Here is a 17699-nt window from a genome sequence, read left to right as displayed (position 1 = left end):
CCCCACCCAACAATCGAGAGACATCAGCATGAACGCAGTCACCCCGATCCACGCCAGTCTCACGGGCCTCGACGGCTTCCGTGTCGAGATCGATCCCGCCCGCGAGCGCGCCGACATCATCCTCGACCGGCCGCCGATGAACACGGTGGCGATGGCCCAGCGCGACCAGCTGCGCAAGGTGTTCGAGGCGCTCGACGAAGATGATCGCGTGCGCATCATCGTGCTGCGCGCGGTGGGCGAGCACTTCTCCTCCGGCGGCTACATCAAGGGCTTCCTGGAGGCTTCGCCGGAGCATGTCTCCAAGCTCGCCTGGAACATCGCCGCGCCGGCGCGCTGCTCCAAGCCGGTGATCGTCGCCAATCGCGGCTACGCCTTTGGCGTCGGCTTCGAGATCTCGCTCGCTTGCGATTTCCGCATCGTCTCGGAGACCTGCCAATACGCGCTGCCGGAGCAGAAGCTCGGGCAGATCCCCGGCTCGGGCGGCTCGGCCCGCCTGCAGAAGATCGTCGGCATCACCCGGACCAAGGACATCGTGATGCGCTCCAAGCGCATCTCGGGCAAGCAGGCGCTCGACTGGGGCATCGCCACCGAATGCGTGCCGGATGCCGAGCTCGAGGCCGCGACCGATCGCCTGGTCGACGAACTGCGCTCCTTCTCGCCGATCGCCCAGCGCACCGCCAAAAAGCTGCTCAACGACACCGAGGATTCGACGCTGGCGATCGCGATCGAGCTGGAGGGGCATTGCTACAGCCGCCTGCGCCAGTCCGACGATTTCCGCGAGGGCGTCGAGGCCTTCCACGCCAAGCGCGCACCCAAGTTCACCGGCCGCTGAGCCGGCAAAATACCCGCGCGAGCACGGCTCGCGCGAGTCCGCCGAACTGACGTCGCAGAACAATAACCAGAACCGAGGGAACGACCATGAAGACGACCGGATATCTCGCAGCCGTCGCTGGGCTGCTCGCCGCAACAGCGCTCACCGGCGGTGCGCTCGCCCAGAGCGGCCCGATCAAGATCGGCGTCGTCACGCCGCTGTCGGGCACCTATACCCCGATCGGCCAGCAGGTCCGCTGGGGTCTTGAACTCGCCGCCAAGGAGATCAATGGCGCAGGCGGCATCGCCGGCCGGCAGGTCAACCTGGTCTTCGAGGACGAGGAGGCCAACCCTGCCGTCGCCGTGCAGAAGGCCGAGAAGCTGTTCCAGGTCGAGAAGGTCGACTTCCTCACCGGCACGGTCAATTCCGGCTCGACGCTCGCCGTCGCCCAGCTGGCCGAGCGCAACGCCAAGCTCGCGGCGACGACCGTCTCCTTCGCCGACTCGATCACTACCGACAAATGCTCGCCGAACATGTTCCGTGTGAACGCGCGCGCCGAGCAACAATCAGTCGCGCTCGCCGCCTGGCTCGCCAAGGAGAAACCGAAGGCCAAGGTCTATTATCTCGGCCCGGACTACGAGATGGGCCGCTCGACCGTCGCCGCCTTCAAGAGCAGCGCCGAGAAGTCGGGCGCGCCGACCGGCGGAGAGGTGTTCGCGCCGCTCGATTCCAAGGACTACACCCAGTATTTCGGCCAGATCCGCGCTTCACGGCCGCAGGTGCTCTATACCTCCGTCGCCGGCAACGACACGGTCAGGTTGCTGACCCAGCTGCAGGATTTCGGCTTGCTCACCAACCTGCAGGTCGTCGGCGCCTCGGGCACCGTGACCTCCCAGAACATCAGTGCGATCGGCCAGGCGGCTGAGGGCTTCGCCACCGGCGTGGGCTATTCCCCGCAGATCGACACGCCCGAGAACAAGGCGTTCGTCGCAGCCTTCCGCGCGGCCAACAAGGCCGATCCGGACCTCTACGGTGCCGACAGCTACGGCCTGCTCTTCGCCTACAAGGCGGCCGTCGAGAAGGCGGGCTCGACCGAGACCGACAAGGTGCGCGAGGCGCTGCGCGGCTTGAGCTGGCAAACCCCGCAGGGCGCCAAGACCATCCGCGCCGGCGACCACCAGGCGATGCAGCCGATGTATGTGGTGCGCGTCGCCAAGGGCAAGTTCGACATTATCGACAAGGTCGATGCCGACAAGGCGATCGGCCCCGACGCCTGCACCCGGTTCTGAGGACAGGCGCCGACCCCTCCCTTGACACAGGGAGGGGTCACACCGCCCTCGCGAAAGCACATGACATGAATGCCCTCGACTACCTCCAATTCGTGCTGGCGCCGCAGGTCGTCAACGGGCTCGCGCTCGGGGTCGCCGTGGTGCTGGTCGCCCTCGGGCTGACGATCATCTTCGGCATGCTCGACGTCATCAACATGAGCCATGGTGAGTTCTACGCCATCGGCGCCTATGCGGCCCTCGCCCTCGGCGCGGCCGGGATCAGCTTCTGGTTCCTGCTCGTGCTGGTGCCGGTCCTGATGGTGCCGCTCGGCATGGCGGCCGAACGCCTGCTGATCCGGCCAGTCTTCGACAGCCGGGATCGGCACGTCACCACGCTGCTCGTCACCTTCGGTCTCGCTCTTGTGGTTGAGGATCTGCTCAAGGTCGCCTTTGGCCCCAACACCCAGCGTCCGCCGACGCCCATCCCGGGGGCGATCGAGCTCGCCGGCATCATCGTGCCGAACTACCGGCTCTTCCTGATCGTGGTCGGCGCGGCGATCGTTACCGGCGTCGCCTATGTCGTCTACCGCACCAGGCTCGGCGCGATGGTGCGCGCCGCCGCCTTCGACCGCAACATGGCGGCCTCGCTCGGCGTGCCGGTGGCGTTGGTCTATGCCGGCACCTTCGCCTTCGGCGTGGCGCTGGCCGGCCTTGCCGGCGTCCTGCTCGCGCCGATCTATTCGGTCTTCCCGACCATGGGGCGAGACTTCATCCTGCTCGCCTTCACCGTCGTCATCGTCGGCGGCATGGGCTCGATCTGGGGCGCGGTCGTCGCCGGCCTGCTGCTGACGCAGGTCCAGGCGCTCGCCAGCCTGGTGATCTCGCCGGTCTGGACCGATCCGATCGTGTTCGGGACCATGGTCGCTTTCCTCGTTTTCCGCCCGCAGGGCCTGTTCGGGAGGCTCGGCCATGCGTGACCGGCTGACGCTATCAATGCGCGCGAGCCATTTGCTCGCCCTGATCTTCGTTGCGGCCGCGCTCGCGCTCGCCGCGATCGGCGCCGCCAGCGGCGACACCTTCTATCTCCGCCTCGGCACGGAGGCGCTGATCTTCGCAGGGCTCGCGCTCTCGGTCGACCTGCTGCTCGGCTATTCCGGCGCGCTCTCGCTGGGACAGGCGCTCTATTTCGGCATCGGCGCCTATGTCTCGGCGCTGACCTTGCTGAAGGTGCCGTCCTTCTGGCTCGCCATGGCGGCGGCGGGCGGGGTGACGCTCGTCGCCTCCATCCTCGGCGGGCTGATCGCCAACCGGGTGCGCGGCGTCTATTTCGCGCTGATCACCTTCGGCCTGGCGCAGGTCGTCGCCAAGGTCGTCTACAATACCCGCGAGCTCGGCGCTTCCGACGGCATGATCGGCATTCCCGTCATCGAGATCGGCTTCGGCCCGGTTTCGGTCTCGGCCGGTAATCCGGTCGGCTTCTTCCTGATCGTGCTCGCGATCATCATGGGGCTGTACGGGCTCACCGCCTATCTGCTCGACACGCCGTTCGGGCGGGTGCTGACCGCGCTCAAGGCCAATGAGAAGCGCGTGCCCTTCCTCGGCTATTCGGTCTGGCGGGCGCGGATGTTCTCCTATGTGCTGGCCGGGCTGATCGCCGGACTCTCGGGCGCGCTCTACCCGATGCTGCGCGGCTTCGTCTCACCCGAGCTGATGTTCTTCGCCACCTCCGGCAATGCGGTGATCTCGGTCATCCTCGGCGGCGTCGGCACGTTGATCGGCGCGATCTACGGCTCGGTGCTGCTCGTCGTGCTGAAGTCGATCATCGGCAGCTGGACCGAGCACCATCTGATCGTGATCGGCCTGATCTTCATGATCTGCGTGATGTTCCTGCCCAAGGGGCTCGTCGGCTTCATCCGGCCGCGCATCGAAGAGCGGCTGCTCGCCGGTGCGCGCGAGCCGGCTGCGCCGTCCTTCACCTCGGCCCAGCTCGAACCGGGGAGCGCCAAGCCATGACCGGTCCCGTCCTCGAAATCCGCGATCTCGGCATCGCCTTCGGCGGCCTCAAGGCGGTCGATCGGGTCAGCTTCAACGCGCAGCGCAACCGGATCACCACCGTGATCGGGCCGAACGGCGCCGGCAAGTCGACGCTGTTCAACCTGATCAGCGGAGCGCTCAAGCCCAAATCCGGACAGCTCCTGATCGACGGCGTCGACATGACCGGCGCCTCGCCGGCCCGCACCAAGGCGGCAGGGCTGTCGCGCTCCTTCCAGATCACCAATCTGTTCTTCGAGCTGACGGTGGCGGAGAATCTGCGCATGGCGGCGCAGGTGCTGGAGCCGAAGGCCCGTGCCTTCCTGCCGCTCGGCCGCTCGATCCGGGCGCTCGCCAAGACCCGCGAGATGCTCGACCGCTTCCAGCTCGGCCACAAGCGCGACGAGCTGGCCGGTAACCTCTCGCATGGTGACCAGCGCCGGCTCGAAATCGCGGTCTGCTTGGCGTCGGAGCCGAAGATCCTGCTGCTCGACGAACCGACGCAGGGCATGAGCCACGCCGACACGGCCGACACGGCCAAGCTGGTGCGCGAGCTCAGCAAGGATGTCAGCGTGCTCTTGATCGAGCATGATATCGGCCTCGTCATGGACCTCTCGGATCATGTCGTGGTCATGCACCAAGGCCGCAAGCTCGCCGAGGGACCGCCCGCTGTGGTGCGGGCTGATCCGGCCGTGCAGGCCGCCTATTTCGGACATCACTGATATGCTCGCGATCAACGGACTGCACAGCCATTACGGTCTGAGCCACGTCATCCAGGGCATCGATCTTTCGGCCGCTCCCGGCGAGGTGATCGGCATCTTCGGCCGCAACGGCGTCGGCAAGACGACGCTGCTGAAGACCATTGCCGGCTGGGTCAGGCCGAGCGAAGGTGCGATCACGCTTGGCGGCCGGCCGCTGACGGGCCTGACGCCCGATCGAATCTGCCTCTCCGGCGTCGGACTCGTGCCCGAGGACAGACGCATCTTTCCTGGCCTCACCGTCGAGGAGAACCTGCAGCTCGGCCTATTGCAGGTGCGAGCCCGCGGCGCCCGGGCCGAGCGCGCCGCGGTCGAGCAGATCTACGACCGCTTTCCCCGCCTTGGCGAGCGCCGTCGCCAACTCGGCACCACGCTCTCCGGTGGCGAACAGCAAATGCTCGCCATGGCGCGCGTGCTGGTCGGCGAGCCGCGGCTCGTGCTGGTCGACGAACCGAGCGAGGGGCTGGCGCCGATGATCGTCGCCGAGGTCTTCGCCATTGTGCGCGAATTGCGCGAGCGAGGCTGTATCGTGCTTCTCGTCGAGCAGAACGTGCACGAGGCGCTGTCGGTGACCGACCGCTTCGTCGTGATCGAGCGCGGGCGGATCGTGCTCAGCGGAGACGCCGAAGACGAGGCCGACCGAGAGAAGTTGCTGACGGCTCTAGCCGTCTGACGCCAAAGCGTCATGTTGCCATTGGCTGCACTAGAGACACTGGGCCTCTCCCGCGCGGCCGACCGGCACTGGAGATCATCCGGGTCCACGAAGGGCCAGCTTCGACCTGGCCGCCGAACCGCAAGCGAATCGTCAGGACCCGGGCGTGGTCGGAGACGGCCCTCTAGCCTAGCTCAAGCACCGTTCTTGATCAGCTCCCGCGCGATGATGGTGCGCTGGATCTGGTTGGTGCCTTCGTAGATCTGGGTGATCTTGGCGTCGCGATAGAGCCGCTCGACCTCGAAGCCGCGGATATAGCCGGAACCACCGAAGATCTGTACGGCGTTGGCCGTCTGCGCCACCGCCATGTCGCTGGCAAAGCACTTCGCCATCGAGGAGGCGGAGGTCGCGGGCTTGGCGTGGTCGATCAGCAACGCCGCGCGCTCGACCAATGCGCGGGCGGCGGCGATGTCCTTGGCCATGTCGGCCAGCATCCATTGCAGGCCCTGATTGTCGAGGATCGGCTTGCCGAACTGGCGCCGGTCGCGGGCATAGGCCAGAGCCGCCTCCAGCCCCGCCTGGGCGATGCCGACCGCCAGCGAGGCGATGCCGACCCGGCCCTTCTCCAGCACGCTCATCATGATGTGGAAACCGCGCCCCTTCGGGCCGAGCAGGGCCTCGCGCGGCACGGCGACATCGTCGAAACTGAGCGCGCCGACCTGGCTCGCGCGCTGGCCCATCTTGTGCTCCTTCGGCCCGCGCGAGACGCCAGGCGTATGCAGGTCGACCAGGAAGATGCTCATGCCGCGATGGCCGGCGGCCGGATCGGTCGAGGCCAGCACGAAGCCGAGATCGGCGACCGGGGCGTTGTGGATCCAGAGCTTGCCGCCGTCGATGACGTAGCCGTCGGCGGTCTCGCGCGCCGTGGTGCGGACATTGGAAAGGTCGGAGCCGGCTTCGGCCTCGGTCAGGCAATAGGCGACGCGGGTTTTCCCCGAGAGGATGTCCGGCAGGCGCCGCAGCTGTTCCGGCGTACCGTATCGGGTCAGCAACGTGCCGATCAGCTCGACGAGGCCGCACTGGTCGGCGACCGAGGCATAGCCGCGCGACAGCTCCTCCATCACGGCGGCATAGGCGAAGCTGTCGAGGCCGGCTCCGCCATGCTCCTCCGGCACGGTGATCCCGAACAGGCCGATCTTGCCCATTTGGGCGTAGATCTCGGCCGGGAAGGTCTCGTCGCGGTCGAGATCGGCGGCGGCGGGCTTGATGACATCGTCGGCAAAGCGCCGGGCGGTCTCGCGAATCTGGCCGTAGATCTCAGCATCGAGCAGGGGGGCGTGCATGCTTTTCTCCTCTCTCAGGCGATGCCGTTGAGGGCACAGAGCTGCGTCATCCGGCGGGCCGCGAGCTCCGGATCGGCGAACAGCCCGGCCTTGTCGGCGAGACGGAAGAGATCGGCGTAATGCAGAATGCCCCGCGCGGATTCGGCGCCGCCGACCATGCGGAAATGGCTCTGGAAGCCACCCAGCCAGGCGAGGAAGACGACACCGCATTTGTAGTGCTGCGTCGGCGCCTCGAAGAGCCGCCGCGACAGCGCGACGGTCGGATCGAGGATGGCGTGGAAGCCGGCGCGGTCGCCCGCCTCCAATCTCGCGAAAGCCGCGGCGGCAGCCGGCGCGATCGGGTCGAAGATGCCGAGCAGGCCGTGCGAGAAGCCCTGCTCGTCGCCGGCGATCAGCTCGGCATAGTTGAAGTCATCGCCGGTATACATCACGACGCCGTCGGGCAGGAGGCGGCGCATCTCGATCTCCTTGCCGGCATCGAGCAGCGAGATCTTGATGCCGTCGATCCTTGCGGCGTGCTCGCGGATCAAGGTGAGCACCGTCTCCATCGCCGGCTTGAAGTCGCGGCTGCCCCAATAGCCGTCGAGCGCCGGGTCGAACATCTCGCCGAGCCAGTGCAGGATCACCTTGCCGCGGCACTGGCTGATCAGGCGGCCATAGACGGCAAGATAGTCGTCCGGCCCCTTGGCGACGCGGCAAAGGGCGCGGCTCGCCATCAGGATGACCTTGCCGCCATGCCTCTCGACATGACCGATCTGCTCCTCATAGGCGTGGATGACCTCGTCGAGGCTGCGCACCGCCTGCGGATCGAGCTGGTCGGTGCCGGCGCCGCAGGCGAGGTCGGCGCCGGGCGTTGCCTTGGCCTCGGCGAGCGAGCGCGCGATCAGCTCGGCCGCATTGGACCAGTCCAGCCCCATGCCGCGCTGGGAGGTGTCCATGGCTTCGGCGATCTTGAAGCCGAGCCCCCAGAGATGGCGACGGAAGGCGAGCGTCGCCTCCCAGTCCACAGCGGGTACCCGCCAGGGCTCGATCAGCTTCAGCGGGTCGGCGACGACGTGAGCGGCGGCATAGACCGTGCGGACGCTATTGGCCGGAGCGATGCGGGGATAGGGCGATGGCGGCGCCAACCTGTAGCGCTCGCTGCTGCCATCCGTGCGGGGCAGGTTGATCTCGGCCATCGCTTCCTCCGGTCTGGTTTATTGGAACGTTCCAATTCAAGAACGCGCTTGCAGCCTTATACAAGGCAGTAAAATCGTTTGAAAGAGGGATATTGCATGACCTTCAATCTCCTGATATTGGAACGTTCCAGAAAACGAACGGCGCCTTGCGCTTCAGGGATGAAACGATGCCGCAGCCGAAAGGCAGCAAGGAGAAGGTGACGATCATCGAGATCGCGGACGCCGCGGGCGTCTCGAAATCGACGGTCTCGCTCGTCCTGACCGGCCGCGGCAGCGTCAAGTCCGATACGCGCCGGCAGGTCCTGCAGACGATGGACCGGCTCGGCTATGTCTATAATCGCGGCGCCGCCAACCTACGCAATGCGCAGTCCCGCATCGTCGGCCTCATCCTCAACGATCTCTCCAATCCGTTCTTCGCCGAATTCGCCATCGGCGTGGAGAAGGTCCTGCAGATGGCGGGCTATGTCGCCTTCATGGCCAACACCGCCGAGAGCGTAGTGCGGCAGGACCAGGTGATGCGGATGATGCGCGAGCATGGCGCGGGCGGCCTCATCCTCTGCCCGGCATTGGATACCCGCCCTGAGCATCTCGACTGGGTCCGGGCGGCCGACACGGCGCTGCTGGTGGCGATCCGTCGCCTGCCGGGCGCCGAGGTCAGCCATGTCGTGCCGGAGAACGTCGCGGGCGCCAGCCGAATCACCCGCCATCTCATCAATCTCGGTCATGAGCGCATCGCCTATCTCGGCGGCATGCATTCGATGGTGGTTCGGCAGGAGCGGCATGGCGGCTTCCTCGCGGCCATGGAGGCTGCCGGCCGCAGCGTCGATCCTGCCCTCAACCTCGAAAGCATGCCGACGCGCGATGGTGGCTTTGGCGCGATGAGCGCCGTGCTCTCGCTGGGCGATCGGCCGACGGCCGTGGTCTGCTACAACGATGTCGTCGCCATCGGCGCCATGCTGGCGGCAGCGCGACATGGCCTCGTCGTCGGGCGCGACATCGCCATCGTCGGCTTCGACGACACCAGCGAGGCGCGCCATGTCTCGCCGGCGCTCACCACCGTCGCGGTAGACCCCGTCGGGCTCGGCGAGCGCGCGGCTGCGCTGCTGCTGAAGCAGATCAAGGATCCCACGGTGGAACCGGAAAGCTTCATCGGCCCCGCCAACCTCGTCATCCGCGAATCCTGCGGCGCCTATCACCGCGCGCTCGCCGCCGCCGGCTGAAACCTCTCCCAGAGACAAAATCATGGCCTTTCCCCGCATCCTTTCTGCCGACGAAGCCGCCGCCCTGATTCCGGACGACGCGATCGTCACCGTCTCCTCCTCCTCGGGCTTGGGCTGCCCCGATGCGGTGCTGGCGGCGATCGGCCGGCGCTTCGATGCCTCCGGTCATCCGCGCAACCTGACGACGCTGCACCCGATCGCCGCCGGCGACATGTGGGGCATCAGGGGCATCGATCATCTCGCCAAGCCCGGCCTGCTGGCGCGGATCATGGGCGGTTCCTACCCCTCCGGTCCGTCCTCAGCCGAGCCGCCGGAGATCTGGAAGATGGTCACGGGCGATCAGATCCCGGCCTACAACATCCCGAGCGGCATCCTCTTCGACCTGCATCGCGAGGCCGCGGCGAAGCGGCCAGGCGTGCTGACCAAGATCGGCATGGACACCTTCGTCGACCCGCAGCACCAGGGCTGCGCCATGAACGCCCGCGCCGCGGCCGAGCCGATCGTCAGTCGCGTCGCGTTCGATGGCGAGGATTGGCTCTATTTCCGCAGCATCGTGCCGAAGGTCGCCATCATCCGCGCCACCACTGCCGATGAGCGCGGCAACCTCTCCTACGAGCATGAAGGTGGCTATCTCGGCCCGCTCGATCAGGCGCTCGCGGTGCGCAACAATGGCGGCGTCGTCATCGCGCAGGTGAAGCGCGTCGTTGCCGCCGGCAGCATCAAGACGCAGGAGGTCTTTGTTCCCGGCATCCTCGTCGATGCGATCGTGGTCGCCCCCAACCAGATGCAGACGACGCAGACCAGCTACGATCCGGCGATCTCCGGCGAGGTCTCACGGCCCATGTCGAGCTTCGAGACGCCGGCTTTCGATGTCGCCAAGGTGATCGCGCGGCGCGTCGCCCAGGAGCTTCGCTACGGCGATGCCGTCAATATCGGCTTCGGCATCTCGGCCAACGTGCCGCGCATCCTGATCGAGGAGGGCCAGCACGGCGCCGTGACCTGGGTGATCGAGCAGGGCGCCGTCGGTGGCGTGCCGCTGCTCGAGTTCCAGTTCGGCTGCGCCTCCAATGCCGAGGCGATCGTGCCTTCGCCCTACCAGTTCACCTACTTCCAGGGGGCGGGCTTCGACATGTCGCTGCTCTCCTTCCTGCAGATCGACCAGAAGGGTTGCGTCAACGTCTCCAAGCTCGGAGTGAGGCCGCATGTCACGGCCGGAGCCGGCGGCTTCATCGACATCACCGCCCGCGCCAGGCGCATCGTCTTCTCCGGCTATTTCAGCGCCGCCGCCAAGCTCGCGATCGCTGACGGCAAGCTCGTCATCGAGAAGGAGGGCAAGGTGAAGAAGCTGGTCGAGGCTGTCGAACACATCTCCTTCTCCGGCCCGCGCGCCGTCGCCCAGGGGCAGGACGTGACCTACATTACCGAACGCTGCGTGATGAGGCTGACCTCGGAAGGCATCGTCGTCACCGAGATCGCGCCGGGCGTCGACCTCGAGCGCGACATCCTTAGCCAGAGCGAGTTCCCGCTGCTGGTACCCAAGCCGCCCAAGCTGATGGATGCGGCTCTGTTCGATGAGGCGCTGATCGGCCTCGAAGTTCCGGCGAGGGCGGCATGAGAGATCCCGTCCGCCTCGATATCACCGCCGGCATCGCGACGATCACGCTCGCCCGGCCAGAAAAGCTCAACGCACTCGACGACGTCATGGTCGGGCTGCTCGGCCGCTTTGCCGACGCGATCGACGCCGATCGCTCGGTGCGTGCCGTCATCCTCACCGCCGAGGGCAAGGCCTTCTGCGCCGGCGGCGACATCGTCGCCTGGGGCGGGCTCTCTGCCCTGGAGATGGGGCAGGGCTGGGTTCGTTCCGGCCATCGCGTCTTCGACAAGCTCGCCCGGATGAAGCCGCCGGTCATCGCCGCGATGAACGGTCATGCCCTCGGCGGCGGCCTGGAACTCGCCGTCACCGCCGACATCCGCATCTGCGAGGCGCAGGCCAAGATCGGCCTGCCGGAGACTGGACTCGGCATGATCCCCGGCTGGTCGGGCACGCAGAGGCTGGTGAAGCGGCTGGGTGGGCAGGTGGCGCGGCGGCTGGCCCTGACCGGCGAGATCGTCACCGCCGAGACGGCGCTTGCCCTCGGGATCGTCGATCAGGTCGTCGAGAAGGGCGGCGCGCTCGCCGCCGCGCAGACCATGGCCGAGCGCGTCACCCAGCGTGGGCCGGTGGCGAACCTCATCGTCAAGCAGCTGATCAACGCGGCCGAGGGCGAGGACAGCGCAGCGATCATGGAGACGCTGGCGAGCTCGCTCGTCTCCTATACCGCGGATGTCAAGGAAGGCGTCGCCGCCTTCCAGGACAAGCGCACACCGCATTACCGGGGAGAGTGAGATGACGCGTCCTGTCGCTCTGATCACCGGCGCAAGGCGCGGCATCGGCCGCGCGATCGGTGTCGCCCTCGCCAAGACCGGTTACGACATCGCCTTCACCGACATAACCGAGGATGAAGCCGTCGCCGAAGCTTTGAGGCTCTTCGCAGAGGTCGGCGCGACGGCCCGCTTCTTCAAGCACGACGTCGCGGCGGTCGCGAGCCATGCCGGTCTCGTCGCCGATGTGAAACAGGCCTTCGGCCGGCTCGACCTCTTCGTCTCCAATGCCGGCATCGGCGCGCCCGTGCGCGGCGACATGCTGGAGATCACGGAGGACAGCTTCGACCTCGTGATGGACATCAACCTGCGCGGCGCCGCTTTCCTGAGCCAGGAGGTCGCCAAGGCGATGCTCGCGGACAGGCCGGAACGGCCGGGAATGGTCTTCATCACTTCGGCGAGTACGGAGCTCGTTTCGATCGACCGGGCGCAGTACTGCGTCTCGAAGCTCGGCCTCTCGATGTGGGCGAAAGCGCTGGCGGTCAGGCTCGCGCCGGAGGGCATTCCTGTCTTCGAGGTTCGGCCGGGCGTGATCCGCACCGATATGACCGCCAAGGTCGCCGCCAAATACGATGCGCGCATCGCAGAGGGGTTGATTCCGGCAGGACGCTGGGGCGAGGGCGAGGATGTCGCAGCCTGTGTCGCTGCCTTGAGCAGCGGGCAGTTCGCCTATGCGACGGGCACGGTGATCAATGCTGATGGCGGTCTGCTGATCCCTCGGCTTTAGTAGTGGGAACGACAGGACCGAGAAGCTCGCTTGAAGCGGGCCAGGTCTGCATGGAGGCAAGGCCGATGAGGACGGTTGGGGCTGCGGAATCTCGGAGCGGGTGTGCCGCATGAGTTATGAGTTCGATTTTGCGGATGTCTTCGCGGCCTGGCCGGAGCTGCTGCAGGGGCTGATGAACTCGCTCGTGCTCTCGGCACTGGCGATGGTGATCGGCATGGTGGTCTCGGTCGCCGGCGCGCTCGGCAAGACCTCGGGACCGAAATGGCTACGCTGGATCATCGACGAGTACATCGAGCTGATCCGCAACACGCCGTTCCTGATCCAGATCTTCATGATCTATTTCGGCTTGCCCTCGATGGGCCTGAAGATGTCCTCGAACACGGCCGCGCTGCTGGCGCTGGTGGTGAATGTCGGCGCCTATGGCATCGAGATCATCCGCGCCGGCATCGAGAGCATCCAGAAGGGGCAGATCGAGGCGGGCAAATCGCTGGGCATGCGCCCGCTGCAGATTTTCCGCTACATCATCCTGAAACCGGCGATCCAGGCGATCTATCCCTCGCTGACCAGCCAGTTCATCCTGCTGATGCTGAACACCAGCGTCTGCTCGGCGATCGCGGCGAGCGAACTCACGGCGGTGGCAGGCGACATCCAGTCCCGCACCTTCCGCAGCTTCGAGGTCTATTTCGTCGTCACCTGCATGTATCTCGGCCTCTCCGTGTTCTTCTGGTCGGTGTTCGCCGCGATCGAGCGCGCCTTCCTGCGCAAGCCAACCCGGTGAGGTGACGACGATGCGCACAATCGGATCCGGCGACCTCATCTACATCATCATGGCAGTGCGCTGGACGCTGCTGCTCTCGCTCGTCGCCTTTCTTGGCGGGGCGCTCGGCGGCGCACTGGTGGCATTGGCCCGGAGCGGCGAGTACAAATGGCTGAGGATCGCCTCGGCCGGCTACATCAAGGTCTTCCAGGGCACGCCGCTGCTGATGCAGCTCTTCCTCGCCTTCTTCGTGCCGGGGCTGTTCGGCTGGTCGGTCGACCCCTGGATGGCAGCGGCGCTCGGCCTGTCGCTCCATGCCAGCGCCTTTCTCGGCGAGATCTGGCGCGGCGCGATCGAGGTGGTGCCGCGCGGGCAATGGGAGGCGGCGACCTCGCTCGGCCTGCGCTACTGGCCGAAGATGGTGCTGGTCATCGCACCGCAGGCGGTCCGGATCGCGATCCCGCCGACGATCGGCTTCCTCGTCCAGCTTATAAAGGGCACTTCGCTCGCCTCGATCATCGGCTTCGTCGAGCTGACGCGCGCGGCGCAGATCATCAACAACGCCACCTTCCGGCCCTTCACGATCTTCGCGCTGGTCGCACTGGTCTACTACGTCATCTGTCGGCCGCTCTCGGCCTACAGCAAGCGAATGGAGCAAAAGCTCCTCGTCGCCGCGCGCTGAGCAAGTTCCGCAAAAGTGGGAACCACTTTTGCGACAAGAATCTGCTCAGGGCACGTCGATGCAACACCAGCCTACCCTCAGAGGAGAACGCCCGATGTCACTGTTCAAATCGATCTGCCGCCGCAGCCTCGGCGCGCTGGTCTTCGCCGGCCTCGCCGCCGCGTCGCTCGGAGCAACCCCTGCCCAGGCCGCCACGCCGGACGAGATCAAGGCCCGCGGCAAGCTGATGGTCGGCGTGCTGACCGACTATCCGCCCTTCGGTGGCACCGACGCGCAGCAGCAGCCGGCCGGCTATGATGCCGACGTCGCGGCGCTGATGGCCAAGTCGCTCGGGGTCAAGCTCGAGCTCGTGCCGGTTACGGGCCCGAACCGCATCCCCTATCTGCTGACCAACAAGATCGACGTGCTGATCGCCACCTTCGGCATCACCGCCGAGCGCCAGAAGCAGGTGCTGTTCTCCAACCCCTACAGCACGCTGACGATCTACGTGCTCGCCCCCAAGAGCCTGAACATCAAGACGGCGGAAGACCTGAAGCCGGTGACGATCAGCGTCGCGCGCGCCTCGACGCAGGACACCGCGATCAGCGCCGTCGCTCCGCAGGGCACGCCGCTCAAGCGCTATGACGACGACGCGACCGCGTTGCAGGCTCTGATCTCCGGCCAGGTCCAGGCGATGGGCGCGAGCAACACCATCCTCGCCCAGCTCAACAAGGACTATCCGCAGCTCAACATGGAGCCGAAGATCACGCTGCGCGAGCAGGCCAACGGCATGGCCTTCCGCAAGGCCGATACGGCGCTGGCCGAGTTCGCCAACAAGTTCATCGCTGAGATCGAAGGCAATGGCGAATTGTCGAAGATCAACCAGAAGTGGTTCGGCATCCCATTGTCGAAGCTGCCGGCGATGCCGCAGTTCTGATCCCGTAAGACGTGCGCCCGGTCATGGCCGGGCGCACCCTTTCACTGTCACCCTGAACGGTTTTTGCCCGATGTCCGCGACAGCCTCTTCCGCCGACCACGAGATCGGCGACGTGATCATCGAGATGCGCAAGGTCGACAAGTTCTATGGCGACTTCCAGGTCCTGCGTGACATCGATCTCACGGTTTCGCGTGGCGAGCGCATCGTCATCTGCGGGCCGTCGGGCTCGGGCAAGTCGACGCTGATCCGCTGCCTGAACCAACTCGAAGAGCATCAGAAGGGCGATATCGTCATCGACGGCACCACCGTCCACGCCAAGCTCAAGGGCATCGAGGATATCCGCCGCGAGATCGGCATGGTGTTCCAGAGCTTTAACCTGTTTCCGCATCTGACGGCGCTGGAGAACTGCACGCTCGCGCCGATGAAGGTGCGTGGCATCGGGAAAGCCGAAGCCGAGGCGAATGCCCGCAAGATCCTCGAGCGCGTCCACATTCCCGAGCAGGCCCACAAATACCCGGTCCAGCTCTCGGGCGGGCAGCAGCAGCGCGTCGCCATCGCCCGCTCGCTCTGCATGAACCCGAAAATCATGCTGTTCGACGAGCCGACCTCGGCGCTCGATCCCGAGATGGTCAGCGAGGTGCTCGACACCATGGTCGAACTCGCCGAGAGCGGAATGACGATGATCTGCGTCACCCATGAGATGGGCTTTGCCCGCAAGGTCGCCGACCGGGTGATCTTCATGGACGCGGGCGAGATCGTCGAAGTGGCGCCGCCCGGGCAGTTCTTCTCGGCGCCGCAGAGCGAGCGGACGCGCCAGTTCCTCGGACAGATCCTGCACCACGCCTGATCTGGTATATCTTCAAATAATACGTGAAATCTCAAAATGAATCATGAGTAATACCAACGGCGGCCGAGGCTGACACACAGGTCTTTTCGGCGGTCCGTTTCACTGATTCCATGGGCGCGAGGAGGCTTCGCGCCATTCCTGCCGCGGTGAAGCTTCGGACGCATTACTCGGCCTCGGACCTGCGACGGCTCGCCGCCGGGTCGCGGCACGCCAACCAGAGCCGGCGGCTTCTCTCGGTGGCAACGGTTCTCGCGATGACCGCATGGCACTCTCCTATCTCGTCAAGCCCGTCATGGATCATGCTCACCACGTCTTCAGGGAGAGGTGACGGCGGTCGGCCAACGTGGAGGGGCTGCGGGCGATCGACTTTAGTCGGTCGGCGCAACGCAAACGCCGACGCTCCGTCCTCAACAACGATCTGACGGTGAGAGTTAGCACCATGCTGCCGCCTATCGACAGCTGCAGCAGCGTACTACTCTGCCGGTCCGTTGGGACGACACGGTTGAGGAAGCAAGCCATGGCCACCAAAGCAGCCGGACAGATCCATATCGGCATTGGCGGCTGGGTGTTCGAGCCCTGGCGCGGCGTGTTCTATCCGGACAAGCTCTCGCAGAAGCGCGAGCTCGAATATGCCGCGAGCAAGTTGACCTCGATCGAGGTCAACGGCACCTATTACGGCTCGCAGAAGCCGGAAAGCTTCGCCAAATGGCGGGCGGAAACGCCGGATGGCTTCGTCTTCGCGCTGAAGGGCTCGCGCTTCTGCACCAATCGCCGCGTGCTGGCCGAAGCTGGTCCCTCGGTCGAGAAGTTCGTGACCTCCGGCCTCAGCGAGCTCAAGGAGAAGCTCGGCCCGATCAACTGGCAGTTCATGGCGACCAAGGCCTTCGATCCCGCCGATTTCGAGGCGTTCCTGAAGTTGCTGCCGAAGGAGGTCGACGGCGTCACGCTGCGCCATGCCGTGGAGGTGCGCCATCCAAGCTTCCGCTCGCCGGATTTCGTCGCACTTCTGCGCGAGTACGGTGTCGCGGCCATCACCTCGGGCGATTCCGACTTCCCCCAGATTGCCGACGTGACGGCGCCCTTCGTCTATGCGCGGATCATGGGCACTAAGGAGGCGGAGGCGCAGGGCTATCCCGCGAAACAGCTCGATGCCTGGGCTGGCCGTGCCAAGCACTGGGCCAAGGGCGGCGCGCCGGATGATCTGGAGCTGGTCGCGCCGGCGGCGGAGAAGGCGCCGCGCGACGTCTTCCTCTATGTCATCAGTGGCGACAAGGTCCGCAACCCGGCTGCGGCGATGGCTCTGATCGAGCGCGTCGGCGGCTGAGGCTTACTGCGCGGCCTGGGCAGCGGGCTCCTGGCAGACATCGACCCATGCTGCGCCCGTGAGCGCAGCCATGCGGTCCGGGCTGATGCGCACCGCGGTCTGGGTCGAGCCGGCCGCCGGCACGACCTCGTCGAAGACCTTCAGCGAGACGTCGCAATAGACCGGCAGCGGGGTCGGCAAGCCAAACGGGCAGACGCCGCCGACCGGATGGCCGGTGATGGCGACGACCTCGTCGAGGTCGAGCATGCGAGGCTTGGCGCCAAAGGCGGCCTTGGTCTTCTTGTTGTCGAGGCGGGCGTCGCCACGGGTGACGAGCAGGACGACGCGCTCGCCGAGGCGGAAGGACAGGGTCTTGGCGATGCGGGCGGGCTCGACCCCAAAGGCCTCCGCCGCCAGCGTCACCGTGGCGCTGCTGCCGTCGGTCTCGAGGATGGCGATGTCGGGGGCGTGCTGCGCGAAGAAGGCGCGGACGGATTCAAGGCTCACGCAACTCTCCTGCCGAAGCGCCACCAGATCAGCGATGCCACCAGCGCCGGTACGCCGAAGACGGCGAGCAGGATCGGGGCCTCCTGCAGGAAGCTGTAGCCCGCCCGGGTGATGCCGACGATCAGGTTGATCACCGAGACGACGAACCAGAGCGGAATGAACAGCTTCATCGCGAAGACGATCGGATGACGCCCGCCCGTGTTCAGCCGGGGCGCGATCAGGAGCAGCACGCCGAGCAGGGCGAAGCCGGCCGCAATGACCTTGACGGTGTGCATCCG

The 17699-nt window shown here is 66.2% G+C and carries 19 protein-coding genes; 15 read left to right on the top strand and 4 right to left on the bottom strand.

Annotated features, from left to right (window positions below):
• The first annotated feature begins 28 nt into the window (after positions 1-28).
• The 6 genes from ASE66_RS05870 (at position 29) to ASE66_RS05845 (ending at position 5541) form a co-directional block, all read left to right on the top strand.
• Positions 29-832, top strand: coding sequence for an enoyl-CoA hydratase/isomerase family protein (locus ASE66_RS05870; RefSeq protein ID WP_057188574.1), 804 nt, complete (start codon positions 29-31; stop codon positions 830-832).
• An 86-nt stretch (positions 833-918) separates the two neighbouring features.
• Positions 919-2100 carry an ABC transporter substrate-binding protein gene (locus ASE66_RS05865; RefSeq protein WP_057188573.1) on the top strand — a complete coding sequence of 394 codons (1182 nt, stop codon included), beginning with the start codon at positions 919-921 and terminating at the stop codon, positions 2098-2100.
• 65 nt (positions 2101-2165) lie between these two features.
• Positions 2166-3056: a branched-chain amino acid ABC transporter permease gene (locus ASE66_RS05860; RefSeq protein ID WP_057188572.1), complete on the top strand. Its 891-nt coding sequence runs from the start codon at positions 2166-2168 to the stop codon at positions 3054-3056.
• Entirely contained in the window at positions 3049-4092 is a 1044-nt protein-coding gene (locus ASE66_RS05855; protein ID WP_082613217.1) for a branched-chain amino acid ABC transporter permease, read from the top strand. The genes ASE66_RS05860 and ASE66_RS05855 overlap by 8 nt, the downstream gene beginning before the upstream one ends.
• Positions 4089-4832 carry an ABC transporter ATP-binding protein gene (locus ASE66_RS05850; protein WP_057188571.1) on the top strand — a complete coding sequence of 248 codons (744 nt, stop codon included), beginning with the start codon at positions 4089-4091 and terminating at the stop codon, positions 4830-4832. Before ASE66_RS05855 ends, ASE66_RS05850 begins: the two co-directional genes overlap by 4 nt.
• 1 nt (position 4833) lies before the next feature.
• Positions 4834-5541: an ABC transporter ATP-binding protein gene (locus tag ASE66_RS05845; RefSeq protein WP_057188570.1), complete on the top strand. Its 708-nt coding sequence runs from the start codon at positions 4834-4836 to the stop codon at positions 5539-5541.
• A 173-nt stretch (positions 5542-5714) separates the two neighbouring features.
• On the opposite strand, the gene ASE66_RS05840 is transcribed toward ASE66_RS05845, so the two are convergent.
• Positions 5715-6863, bottom strand: coding sequence for an acyl-CoA dehydrogenase family protein (locus ASE66_RS05840; RefSeq protein WP_057188569.1), 1149 nt, complete (start codon positions 6861-6863; stop codon positions 5715-5717).
• A 14-nt stretch (positions 6864-6877) separates the two neighbouring features.
• Entirely contained in the window at positions 6878-8041 is a 1164-nt protein-coding gene (locus ASE66_RS05835; protein WP_057188568.1) for a dihydrodipicolinate synthase family protein, read from the bottom strand.
• A 167-nt stretch (positions 8042-8208) separates the two neighbouring features.
• Here ASE66_RS05835 and ASE66_RS05830 point away from each other — a divergent pair, with 167 nt between their 5' ends.
• The 9 genes from ASE66_RS05830 to ASE66_RS05785 all read left to right on the top strand — a co-directional run bounded on the left by ASE66_RS05830 (position 8209) and on the right by ASE66_RS05785 (position 16935).
• Entirely contained in the window at positions 8209-9261 is a 1053-nt protein-coding gene (locus ASE66_RS05830; RefSeq protein WP_057188567.1) for a LacI family DNA-binding transcriptional regulator, read from the top strand.
• Between the two features lie 22 nt (positions 9262-9283).
• Entirely contained in the window at positions 9284-10876 is a 1593-nt protein-coding gene (locus ASE66_RS05825; protein ID WP_057188566.1) for an acyl CoA:acetate/3-ketoacid CoA transferase, read from the top strand.
• On the top strand, positions 10873-11646 hold the full coding sequence (locus ASE66_RS05820) for an enoyl-CoA hydratase/isomerase family protein (protein WP_057188565.1): 774 nt from the start codon (positions 10873-10875) through the stop codon (positions 11644-11646). Before ASE66_RS05825 ends, ASE66_RS05820 begins: the two co-directional genes overlap by 4 nt.
• A 1-nt stretch (position 11647) precedes the next feature.
• The gene (locus ASE66_RS05815) at positions 11648-12409 is read left to right on the top strand and encodes a 3-ketoacyl-ACP reductase (protein WP_057188564.1); all 762 of its coding nucleotides are present in this window, start codon (positions 11648-11650) and stop codon (positions 12407-12409) included.
• A gap of 109 nt (positions 12410-12518) precedes the next feature.
• Positions 12519-13187: an amino acid ABC transporter permease gene (locus tag ASE66_RS05810; protein ID WP_057188563.1), complete on the top strand. Its 669-nt coding sequence runs from the start codon at positions 12519-12521 to the stop codon at positions 13185-13187.
• 10 nt (positions 13188-13197) lie between these two features.
• Positions 13198-13848 carry an amino acid ABC transporter permease gene (locus tag ASE66_RS05805; RefSeq protein ID WP_057188722.1) on the top strand — a complete coding sequence of 217 codons (651 nt, stop codon included), beginning with the start codon at positions 13198-13200 and terminating at the stop codon, positions 13846-13848.
• Positions 13849-13942: 94 nt separating this feature from the next.
• Entirely contained in the window at positions 13943-14764 is an 822-nt protein-coding gene (locus ASE66_RS05800; protein ID WP_057188562.1) for a transporter substrate-binding domain-containing protein, read from the top strand.
• A gap of 70 nt (positions 14765-14834) precedes the next feature.
• Positions 14835-15611 (top strand): amino acid ABC transporter ATP-binding protein, encoded by a 777-nt coding sequence (locus ASE66_RS05795; RefSeq protein ID WP_057188561.1) that lies wholly within the window; start codon positions 14835-14837, stop codon positions 15609-15611.
• A gap of 517 nt (positions 15612-16128) precedes the next feature.
• Entirely contained in the window at positions 16129-16935 is an 807-nt protein-coding gene (locus ASE66_RS05785; RefSeq protein WP_057188559.1) for a DUF72 domain-containing protein, read from the top strand.
• A gap of 3 nt (positions 16936-16938) precedes the next feature.
• On the opposite strand, the gene ASE66_RS05780 is transcribed toward ASE66_RS05785, so the two are convergent.
• Positions 16939-17421, bottom strand: coding sequence for a YbaK/EbsC family protein (locus tag ASE66_RS05780; RefSeq protein WP_057188558.1), 483 nt, complete (start codon positions 17419-17421; stop codon positions 16939-16941).
• Entirely contained in the window at positions 17418-17696 is a 279-nt protein-coding gene (locus ASE66_RS05775; protein WP_057188557.1) for a hypothetical protein, read from the bottom strand. The genes ASE66_RS05780 and ASE66_RS05775 overlap by 4 nt, the downstream gene beginning before the upstream one ends.
• Positions 17697-17699 lie beyond the last annotated feature (3 nt).

This window comes from Allobosea sp. Root483D1 (genome assembly GCF_001429505.1).
GTDB lineage: Bacteria > Pseudomonadota > Alphaproteobacteria > Rhizobiales > Beijerinckiaceae > Allobosea.
This window is presented reverse-complemented; position numbering and strand designations above follow the sequence as displayed.